Origin of the sequence: Neisseria sp. HMSC078H04 (assembly GCF_001838135.1) — a bacterium.
In the GTDB taxonomy this organism is placed as follows: Bacteria; Pseudomonadota; Gammaproteobacteria; order Burkholderiales; family Neisseriaceae; genus Neisseria.
Genome location: NZ_KV835849.1, coordinates 269,100 through 280,033, shown reverse-complemented (window position 1 = coordinate 280,033; position 10,934 = coordinate 269,100). Strand labels below are relative to the sequence as shown.

Sequence of the window (10,934 nt, the reverse complement as noted above, 5' to 3'; positions counted from 1 at the left end):
GGTTTTGGTTCTGGCTTAGGCTCAGGTTTTGGTTGTGGTTTTGGTTGTGGTTTTGGTTCTGGTTGCGGTTCTGGCTGTGGCTCAGGTTTAGGCTCAGGTTTTGGTTGAGGCTTAGGCTGAGGTTTAGGCTGAGGTTTTGGACATGGGATCGGTTTGATTGGATCGCAGTTGTAAGGTGGGCAAGCCGGAACACATTTGTAGTTAGGAGTTTTTGCCGGTGGGCAGAAAGCCGCAATAGCAGAAACCAAACCAGTTACCGCATTAACTACTGACACGCCGACGCTGGCAATGCTAGCGATGCTGCCGATAGAAACAGAAGATTTCGCTGCAGGAGCGCAGTAGTAAGAAGAGTAGGAAGCCTTAGGCGCAGGAGCGCAGTAAGAACTAACCAGGGGTCTAGCATAATACCCCCCGTAACAGTATGCCATAATAATTACTCCCAAAATAGTTAATAAAGATATCGAGCTAGCGGAACGAGCAAATCCGCCCTTGCTCAATTATTATTTTAGTAATATTTTTCAAAATATTTACTCAAAAATATCAAACGGTAGAATTTGCCGACAAAAGGACGGAGTTTCGCCTGTTTTTAAATTCCATTATCCTAGCAACAATAAAAACATTAACATTGATTCACACTCTCTCAAACAGCATAGATCCTTTATCTATCTTATTAAAAGCTAAACTTTAACTCTAGTTATAGTAAACAAACATAATACCAATAAGCGGTTATTATTATGGATAGATAATATCGACAATTTGCCCAAATACAGTCGCCTCTGCATTTTGTTCTACGCCAATAATGTGAATTTGTCGTATTTACACTATAATGACACGAATACCTATTTAACAGCTATCAGAGGAGATACTCAACCATGCGTACTTTATTGACCGGAGCCAAAGGCCAGCTTGCCCGTTGTCTGCGCGACCGCCTGCCCGAAGATTGGGAACTGATTGCTACCGATTCTACTTCGCTGGACATTACCGATACCGAAGCCGTGCATCACATGATCAAAAATTTCCAACCAGATGCCATCGTTAATGCCGCGGCTTACACTGCCGTCGATAAAGCAGAAGAAAACGCAGAGGCTGCTTTTGCCGTCAACGCAACCGCTGTTCACAACCTGGCCGCAGCTGCCCGCGCCGCACACGCCCGCTTTATCCATATTTCCACTGATTATGTATTCGACGGCGAAGGCAAACGCCCTTACCGCGAAACCGACTACACCAATCCGCACAGTACTTACGGTCAATCCAAAGTTGCAGGCGAGCTTTTGGCTTTAGCCGCGCATCCGGAAAGTACAATCGTCCGTACTTCATGGCTGTTTAGCGAATACGGCAGCAATTTCGTCAAAACCATGTTGCGCCTTGCCAAAGAACGCGACTCCCTCTCCATCGTTCATGACCAAACCGGTTGCCCTACTTATGCAGGCGACTTGGCTCATGCCATCATCAGTTTACTGCAACAGCCTACCTCCCCACGCGGCATCTTCCATTACTGTGGCAATAAATCGGCAACATGGTACGAATTTACCAAAGCCATCTTTCAGACGGCCCACCAATTAGACGACAGCTTCCGCATTCCGGAACTGAACGCAATCACCACCGAACAATACCCCCTACCCGCTCCTCGTCCGGCATACAGCATTATGGATTGCTCACGCCTAGAGACCGAATTTGGTATCAAGCCGTCCGACTGGCAAAAAGCCCTGCGCGAAATTCTCCGCAAAATCGACTGATAAGCTGATCCATCTATATCAAGGCCGTCTGAAAACACATTTTCAGACGGCCTTTTTGTTTCTTTTATATATATCAAAAGCTTTATCTATCCAGTCTGTCATTTGAAAAGTGCTACAATAGCCGTTTATTTTATTTTTCAGACGGCCTGACAATATGTGCAACCATCATCCCAAACATTCACACGATAATGACACCATCCGCATCCGCGGCGCGCGCACGCATAATTTGAAAAATGTCGATTTGGACATTCCGCGCCACAAGCTCGTGGTGGTAACAGGATTGTCAGGCAGCGGCAAATCGTCGCTGGCGTTTGATACTTTGTATGCAGAAGGCCAACGCCGTTATGTTGAAAGCCTTTCTGCCTATGCGCGCCAGTTTTTGCAGATGATGGACAAGCCCGATGTCGACTTAATTGAAGGCTTATCGCCCGCGATTTCCATCGAGCAGAAATCCACCAGCCACAACCCGCGTTCCACCGTCGGCACGGTAACGGAAATCCACGATTACCTGCGCCTTTTATTCGCCCGTGTCGGTACGCCGCATTGCCCCGAACACAAGCTACCGCTGTCGAGCCAAACCGTATCGCAGATGGTCGATGCCGTATTGAAACTGCCGGAAGACACGCGCGTGATGATTCTTGCGCCGGCAGTACGCGAGCGTAAGGGCGAGTTTGTCGATTTCTTTGCCGACTTGCAGGCGCAGGGCTTTGCGCGTGTACGCGTGGACGGCGAAGTCTATCAGTTGGACGAAGTACCGAAGCTGGAAAAAAACATCAAGCACAACATCGACGTCGTCATCGACCGCGTGAAAGTAAAAGCCGACATTAAACAACGACTGGCGGAAAGTTTTGAAACCGCGCTACGCCACGGCAACGAGCGCGCGTTGGCAATGGAAATGGACAGCGGCGAAGAGCATTGGTTTTCCGCACGTTTCGCCTGCCCCGTATGTTCATACAGCCTGCCCGAGTTAGAGCCGCGCCTGTTTTCCTTCAACAACCCTATGGGTTCCTGCCCGACTTGCGACGGCTTGGGCAACACCAATTTCTTCGACCCCGAAAAAGTGGTCGCCCATCCCGAATTATCCTTAGCCGCAGGCGCGATTGACGGCTGGGATAAGCGCAACCAATTCTATTTCCAAATGATTCAATCGCTTGCACATCATTATAAATTTGATGTCAGCACCGCTTGGGAAACCCTACCGGAAAAAGTCAGAAAAATTGTCTTGCACGGCTCGGGCAAAGAAGTCATTGATTTTACTTACCTGTCCGAACGCGGCACCACCTTCAACCGCAGCCATGCCTTCGAAGGTATCATCCCCAATCTCGAACGCCGCTACCGCGAAACTGACAGCGAAACCGTGCGCGAAAAACTGCGTGAATACCAAAACCACCGCGCCTGCCCGAGCTGCGGCGGCGCACGTTTGCGCAAAGAAGCGCGCTACGTTTACGTCGGTGGCGAACCGTTGCACGAAGTCTCCGCCTGGCCGCTGACTAAAACCCACCAATTCTTTGAAACGCTGGATTTGGACGGCAACAAAAAACAAATCGCCGAAAAAATCCTCAAAGAAATCACCGAGCGGCTCGGCTTTCTGATTAATGTCGGGCTGGATTACCTGAATTTAAGCCGCTCCGCCGAAACCCTCTCTGGCGGCGAAGCCCAGCGCATCCGCCTCGCCAGCCAAATCGGCAGCGGCCTGACCGGCGTGATGTACGTTTTGGACGAACCCTCCATCGGTTTGCACCAGCGCGACAACGACCGCCTGCTCGCCACCCTCAAACGCCTGCGCGATTTGGGCAACAGCGTGATTGTGGTCGAACACGACGAAGACGCCATCCGCGAAGCCGATTTCGTCGTCGATATGGGCCCCGGCGCAGGTGAACACGGCGGCAACGTACTGATTGCCGACACCCCCGAAAACGTTGCAAAATGCGAAAAATCCGTTACCGGGCAATACCTCAGCGGCAAAAAAACCATTGCCGTGCCGTCTGAACGCACGCCCGTCAATCCCGAGCGGATGCTTGTCCTCAAAGGCGCGCGCGGCAACAACCTCAAAAACGTTACCCTCGAACTGCCGCTCGGGTTAATTACCTGTATCACCGGCGTATCCGGCAGCGGCAAATCCACCCTGATTAACGACACCCTCGCCAAAATCACCGCCCGCGAACTCAACCGCGCCCAAGAAGAACCCGCCCCATACGACGACATCCGCGGCCTCGAACACCTCGACAAAGTCATCAACGTCGACCAATCCCCCATCGGCCGCACCCCGCGCTCTAACCCAGCCACCTACACCGGCCTGTTCACCCCCATCCGCGAACTCTTCGCCGGTGTCCCCCTCTCGCGCGAACGCGGCTACAACGTCGGCAGATTCTCCTTCAACGTCAAAGGCGGCCGCTGCGAAGCCTGCCAAGGCGACGGCGTGATTAAAGTCGAAATGCACTTCCTGCCCGACGTGTACGTCCCCTGCGAAGTCTGCCACGGCAAACGCTACAACCGCGAAACCCTCGAAATCCAATACAAAGGCAAAAACATCAGCCAAGTCCTCGACATGACCGTCGAAGAAGCCCGCGAATTTTTCGACGCCGTCCCCACCGTATCGCGCAAACTGCAAACCCTGATGGACGTAGGCCTCGGCTACATCCGCCTCGGCCAATCCGCCACCACCCTCTCCGGCGGCGAAGCCCAGCGCGTCAAACTCGCCTTGGAACTCTCCAAACGCGACACCGGCAGAACGCTCTACATCCTCGACGAACCCACCACCGGCCTGCACTTCGCCGATATCGCCTTACTGCTGGAAGTCATAGGCCGTCTGAAAGGTAAAGGCAACTCGATAGTGATTATCGAGCATAATCTTGACGTTATAAAAACAGCTGATTATATTGTCGACTTAGGGCCGGAAGGCGGCAATGGAGGGGGAAGAATTATTGCTTCAGGTAGCCCTGAACAGGTGGCAAAGGTTAAGGGGAGTTATACTGGGAAGTATTTGAAAGTGGTTTTATAATTTCAATATTGATAAGGAAACATAAATGGAATTTAAGGATATCGAATTTGGCAAAGCATCAGGAGAAACAGAGGGATCTCGTTATCCAGAATTGCTAAAAAAAGCCTATTTAGATTATAAAAACATATACCAAGAAATTGAATCTGGTAACAATTTCCTTGTATTAGGTCATAAAGGATGCGGTAAATCAGCCATTGCAGAAAAACTACGTTTAGAAGCAAAAGAAAAACGAGTTTCTGTCATTAGATTGCAAGAATTCCCTTTTAAATCTTTTGGAAAGATTTTTTCAGGTCAAGCTGAACCAGAAGCCAAATACCCAACATCTTGGTCTTGGCTACTTCTATTGGCAATAATTGATGAACTAAGACATGATCATGGGGCAAGAGATGCAGTAAATATTGAGTACAATAAAGCTATTGATAAACTTGATGAGTTTGGACTTCTTTCATCATCAGATTTAAAAAGTGTTGCGGTAAAATCTAGTAAAAAAGAATTTAAAATTCAAATCCCTAAAATTTTAGAGTATTCTACCGCTGGTTCAACTCAAAGCAACTCATATGAAACAATTTTTACGGATTTAGTTTCTTTTTTAAAAGAATTAGTTATCAGTTATTCTACTGAGGGTGGTCTAATTCTAATAATTGATGGTTTAGATGATATTCTAACTTCTAGAGAAGTACAATATCAAGCTCTATCAGCACTAATTTTTGAAGCTGAGAAGCTTAATTTATTATTTTTTTCTAACAAAAAAAAAATTCATATCGTTATCCTTTGTCGAACTGAACTATATGAAAAACTACCAAACCCAAATAAAAATAAATTAAGAAAAGACTTTGGATTTGAATTAAACTGGTATCAAGATACTGATTATGCCGAAGGGTCTAACTTAGTAAAACTAGTAAACTTAAGAGCAAAATTATCTTTTAATAAAGAAATTGATATTTTTAAGAATTTTTTTCCTGATACTATTAAAGGAAAGCCATCTCTGCAATATTTACTAGAGATGACAAGACATACACCTCGAGACTTTATTAGCATGATGAACTGCTTAAAAGAAATTGAGACAAATGGAAAATTCACAGAAAACCTTATCATGCAAGGACTAAAAAGATATTCAATAGACTATTTTGAACCTGAGATACGTGATGAAATTGTTGGTTACATCGATATTCATGATTATGAAAGGTTCTATGAAATAATAAGCAAAATTAAACAAAGAGAATTTCCCTATAGTAAATTAAAAGAAATAAGTGAAGTTTCCAAATTAACTGAAGATAATCTGAAAAAGTTGATGAATGTTTTATACGATTGTGGGGCAATCGGAAATAAGTGGAGCAATGGAACATCTAATAGATATGAATTTAAATTTAGAAATAAAAATTCACACTTTAATTCTACTTATACAGTTGTTTTACACAAAGGATTATGGAAGGCATTAAATTTAATATAACTCCTTAGCAGACCGTAGCCTGTAACCCCCCCCGCGTGCGTGGCTGCGCCACACCCTACGCATAAATTTCAAATTCTTTGTGATTCATTTGTAGGGTGTGTGCGGTACGCACGCACGCGGTTATTCGATTGATGGCTTTCTGTTGTCAATTCCACTTAGTTAAAACTAACGCTTTCAGACGGCATAAGAAATGGCCGTCTGAAAATTGAAAATGTTCTATCTAAAACAACCACCTTGATTCACACAACAAAAAACGGATTCCAAATCATTGGAATCCGTTTTTCTGTAAAGCTTAGCCGTATTATTTAGCTTCTTCTTTAGCGTCTTCAGCAGCTTCTTTGGCATCTTCCGCTGCGTCTTTTGCTTCTTCTTTAGCCTCTTCAGCGGCATCTTTGGCTTCTTCGGCTTTTTCTTCAGGAGTTTCTGCAGCAGGAACGCCTTTCAAAGCGTCCAAAGAAGTTTTACAGGTTGCATCGCGTTGGTCTGCTGGCAGGTTTTTCAACGCTTCTTTGGTTTGTTCGAAAGATTTTTGCATCATGTCTTTGGTTGCGGCATCTACGTCTTTAGTTGCTTCGGCAAATGCTTTTTCGTACTCATCACAAACGGCAGAAGAAGATGAGCCTGAACCGTCGCCACATGCTGACAGGGACAGGGCTGCCAATAAAGCTGCCAATAAAGCTGATGTTTTCATGTGTCTCTCGCTTTTTTAAATTTAGGTTAAAGGATGTTATATGTTAATTCATTATATGAAGACGTCAAGAGTTTTTGTTTATTTTAATCAAAACTATATCATTGAAAGAGCCTGCCTATCTCAACATAATCAAGGCCGTCTGAAGTTTCAGACGGCCTTATGCTTGAAGTAATCTTTTTTTCAACGATTACGCCGCTTTACGGTGATAATGTCTGAGCGCATGCTCTTTGCGCCGTCCGCTACTGAATGCGGATACGCGTTTCAGATAGCCGATGACACGGGTGCCGTAGTCGATGTCGTGGCTGCCACAGGCAGAGCAGGCGTGCAGGGTGCGTTTGTCGATATGGCCGCATTCGTTGCAAATGGTGATGCGCACGTTCACGCAGAAGTAGTTGCAGCCGGTTTGCGCGGCGATGTCCAAGAGCGAACGGTAGCCGGATTCGGGCAGGGCTTCGTCGAGGTTTAGATGCAGCGCGGAGCCGCCGTCGAGCCAGTCCACCAGTTCCTTGCCGTGCAGCAGGAATTTGTCGAGCGCGTTGATTTCTTCGTCTTCGACGACGTAGAAATAGGAGTTGTAGCATTCGCGGCTGACTTTGTAGCCATCGGCTTTGTCCCATTTGGCGTTTTTCACGCCGAGGTTTTCGGCAGGGACAAACTCGGTGTTGAATTTCACGCCGTAGTGTTTGCTGGCGGCTTGGTTGGCTTCGAATATGGTTTTCAGACGGCCTTGGACGAAGTTGATGTAGTCGTCGTTGTAGCCGACTTTGATGCCTTGCGATTCGGCGGCTTCCGCCATGCCGTTGATGCCGATGGTGAGGAACTGTTTGTCCAGTGTGATAAAGCCTGCATCGTAAACGGGCAGCATTCCGGCGGCTTGGTATTCTTCCATCAGTTTGCGGTAGGCGTATTGGTATTTGTGGATTTTAGCGACTTCGGCGGCAAGGTCGCGCCCGTCTTGCTCCAGCCGGTTCATGTTGATGGTGATGACGTTGATGGAACCGGTCGCTACGCCGCCTGCGCCGAGGGTGTAGCTGAAGGTGCGGTCTTCAATGGCGTTGCGCAGTCGGCAACAGGAAGCCAACGAGTCGGGGTTGTCGGAAAGATAGACGAAGAAGGAATTTCCCTCCGCCAACTCTTTCGCCATTTCGTCGGCAAACACGGTGTCTTTGCATTTGCCGCCGTCGGTCAGCATCGCGGCGGTAACGACGGGGAAGGTCAAAACGGCTTTGGTGCGCTCCTGATTGAACCATTTGAGGAAGAAGTTTTGCAGCTTCGCTACGCTCGCCCACACCGGTTTGCTGAAATCGGGGAAGACGAAATCGCCGAACATCGCGTCGAAATAGTATTGATCGTAAACGGAAATATTCCAGAATACGCTCTGATAACCGCGCGCGGCGGCGGGCTGGTTGATGCTGTACACCACCTGCTGCATGTGGTTGGCAATTTCTTTGCCGTGGGTTTCCAAATAATCGTCGCCGTAGTCTTTGCGGGCGAAGTAGTCGAAATAAGTCAGAAATTCCACCGTTGCCACCGCGCCGGCAAATTGCGCGCTGATGGCAAACACCAAGTTGATAAACGAACCGCAAAACGAAGCCAGATGTTGCGGCGCCTTAGATTCGCCGCCGAGTTTGCTTAAGCCGTCGAGCAGGAAGGGATACAGCGTAACCGACACACAATAAGGCTTGAGGCTGGTTTCGTCGTGCACATAAATCTCGTGCGCCTCAATCTGGCGGATGTATTCGTCGGCAACGTATTGGTCGAAAATTTCGGCGATTTTGCGCGACACTTGGGCGCGGTTAATCTGCACGAAAAAGTCTTTCATGATTTCCGCTTCCATCGTGGCGATGTTTTTCTGGGTAACGTTGGCATTGGCGTCCATTTTCGAGCCGTCCGCCGCGTTTTGCGCGCTGATGTAGTCGCGCATGAATTGTAGTTTTCCGTTTAACTGTTCGGGATGCAGCCGAATCATGTTAATTCTCCTGTATGGTTTGGTTGATTTATTAAACAATGACGGTTGGGCCGTCTGAAACATCGCTGTCAGCGAATACAATAAATTCAATTTAAATCAGTGCAATACAGCACCGGGCTAAATTGAAGCCACTGGAAACACTTTAGGAGCGGGTTTGTCTTTGACAAACAAGCGGTTCAACACTTCGCCCGTGCGCAAATCGATAAACTTCTGATTGGTTGTCGGACTGTCCAAGCCGCCCAGCTCCATCTGCCAGCGGCCGGTTTTCAGATACGTCAGATAAGGCAGGATACCGTTTGAAACCGCTTCCAGCTCCTCACGCTCCAAGCCGGTGTACAAACAGGCTTTCAAACCCGCCTGCGTCACGATGCCCAACATTTTCTGCAAGGCTTCCGGCTGCCATTCCCCGCCCATAAACAACACGCAGCTGATTAATCCGCGATAGCGTTTCAGACGGCCTTTCAAATAATCCCCGGTCAATTCCGTGCCAATGCCCTCTTTCCATGTATCGGCACTGTGGCAACCTTTGCAACGCAGCGGACAGCCGGAAAACAGAAACGCCAGCGACACTTCGCCCGGCACCTCCTGCCATACAATTTGCTCGATTGTAAATTTCAAACCGCTCATCGCAATGCCATAAAACACAAGATATGGTGTGCATTAAAACACAATACTACTAGATATGGTATTTTTATTTAACAATGTATTTTACTCATATAATAGATTTTTATTATTTATCTAATTGTCTATTACTATAAAATAGCAGTTTTAAACCAATAAAAAGGCCGTCTGAACACGATTCAGACGGTCTGTAATTAAAAAAAGAAAAGCAAACTCCGTTATAACAAAGACGGTTTTAACAAATCAAAAAAGGCCGTCTGAAATCATCTTTCAGACGGCCTCAATTTCAGGTTTTAGCCCCGATTCGAGCCTTTAACCATATCCATCAAAAACAATCGGCAATCCAAGTTGCCATTGAACAATGGAATTTTACGCTTCGGAGAAAGGCGCATAAATTTCGGCATATCGCGATCGCCGGTCAACATTCCGGCAAGCCAGCCTGCGTAATGCTGTTTCAACCATGTGCCCAGTTGCGGATAAAGCGCCTGCAAAGCCTGAATTTCGGCAAGGCGCACACCATAAGGCGGATTGGAAATCATAATGCCGTGTTCGCCGTTCGGTCGCGCAGCCTGCGCATCTTTCACGTCAAAGCGGATGAAATTATCCACTTCGGCGGCTTGGGCATTAGCTAGTGCGGCACGAATCATATAACGGTCGTTGTCACTGCCGGAAATGGGCGCGGCGGCCGGTTTGATTTGTTTTTCAGCTTCACGGCGCAGGGCTTGCCATTTTTCTTGGTCGAAGTTTTGCAGTTTTTCAAAACCGAAATGGCGCATCAAGCCCGGCGCACGGTGTGTCGCAATCCATGCTGCCTCAATGACAATTGTGCCGCTGCCGCAAAACGGGTCTTGGAAAGGCTGCGTACCGTCGTAGCCTGCCAAAAGCAGCAAACCTGCCGCCAAGTTCTCCCTCAATGGCGCTTCGCCGGTATCCTGACGATAGCCGCGTTTGAAGAGTGCTTCGCCGGAAGTATCGATAAAGATTTCTACATTGCGCTCATCGATAAAGGCATGAATGCGGATATCGGGGTTGATTTTGCCCACGCTCGGACGCGCATCATAAATATCGCGGAAGGCATCGCAGACGGCATCTTTGATTTTCAAACCGACAAAATCCAAGCTTTTCACATTGGCGCGTTTGCCTTCGACTTTGACCTTGAAGGTCTGTTCCAGCTTAAACCAACCTGTCCAATGCAGATTTCGTGCTAGTTTGTAGATATCGTGTTCGTTGCGATAACCGCCTTTAGTCAAACGCAGCAAAACGCGGCTGGCAACGCGCGAATGCAGGTTGATGCGATACACCTGCTCCATCGTGCCTTTACATGCCACGCCGCCGTCAACAGCGCGGATATCCTGACATACCATGCGTTCGAGTTCCTGCGTCAAAGGCGCTTCCAAACCACGAGGACAAGTGATAAAAAGTGAATAAACCGTCATATAAAACCTTTCCGGGTAGAGCTATCCGAA

Annotated in this window: 7 protein-coding genes; 3 read left to right on the top strand and 4 right to left on the bottom strand. The window is 47.7% G+C overall.

Annotation, left to right across the window (positions count from 1 at the left end; all coding sequences use genetic code 11):
- Window positions 1–872 precede the first annotated feature (872 nt).
- From rfbD to HMPREF2560_RS07090, 3 genes are all read left to right on the top strand, one after another.
- Window positions 873–1,736, top strand: coding sequence for a dTDP-4-dehydrorhamnose reductase (rfbD, locus tag HMPREF2560_RS07100; protein ID WP_070608273.1), 864 nt, complete (start codon window positions 873–875; stop codon window positions 1,734–1,736).
- 154 nt (window positions 1,737–1,890) lie between these two features.
- A complete protein-coding gene (gene uvrA / locus HMPREF2560_RS07095) occupies window positions 1,891–4,737 on the top strand; it encodes an excinuclease ABC subunit UvrA (RefSeq protein WP_070608272.1) in 2,847 nt (948 codons plus the stop codon).
- Window positions 4,738–4,762: 25 nt separating this feature from the next.
- Window positions 4,763–6,187: a P-loop ATPase, Sll1717 family gene (locus tag HMPREF2560_RS07090; RefSeq protein ID WP_070608271.1), complete on the top strand. Its 1,425-nt coding sequence runs from the start codon at window positions 4,763–4,765 to the stop codon at window positions 6,185–6,187.
- 301 nt (window positions 6,188–6,488) lie between these two features.
- Here the strand turns inward: HMPREF2560_RS07090 and HMPREF2560_RS07085 are convergent, their stop codons facing one another.
- The 4 genes from HMPREF2560_RS07085 to HMPREF2560_RS07070 form a co-directional block, all read right to left on the bottom strand.
- Window positions 6,489–6,878, bottom strand: a complete 390-nt coding sequence (locus HMPREF2560_RS07085) for a DUF5339 family protein (RefSeq protein ID WP_063068131.1) — start codon at window positions 6,876–6,878, stop codon at window positions 6,489–6,491.
- A gap of 187 nt (window positions 6,879–7,065) precedes the next feature.
- Window positions 7,066–8,910 carry an anaerobic ribonucleoside-triphosphate reductase gene (gene nrdD / locus HMPREF2560_RS07080; RefSeq protein ID WP_083306187.1) on the bottom strand — a complete coding sequence of 615 codons (1,845 nt, stop codon included), beginning with the start codon at window positions 8,908–8,910 and terminating at the stop codon, window positions 7,066–7,068.
- Between the two features lie 54 nt (window positions 8,911–8,964).
- Window positions 8,965–9,474, bottom strand: coding sequence for an anaerobic ribonucleoside-triphosphate reductase activating protein (gene nrdG, locus HMPREF2560_RS07075; RefSeq protein ID WP_070608269.1), 510 nt, complete (start codon window positions 9,472–9,474; stop codon window positions 8,965–8,967).
- Between the two features lie 287 nt (window positions 9,475–9,761).
- Window positions 9,762–10,904, bottom strand: coding sequence for a THUMP domain-containing class I SAM-dependent RNA methyltransferase (locus HMPREF2560_RS07070; RefSeq protein ID WP_070608268.1), 1,143 nt, complete (start codon window positions 10,902–10,904; stop codon window positions 9,762–9,764).
- Window positions 10,905–10,934: the final 30 nt, after the last annotated feature.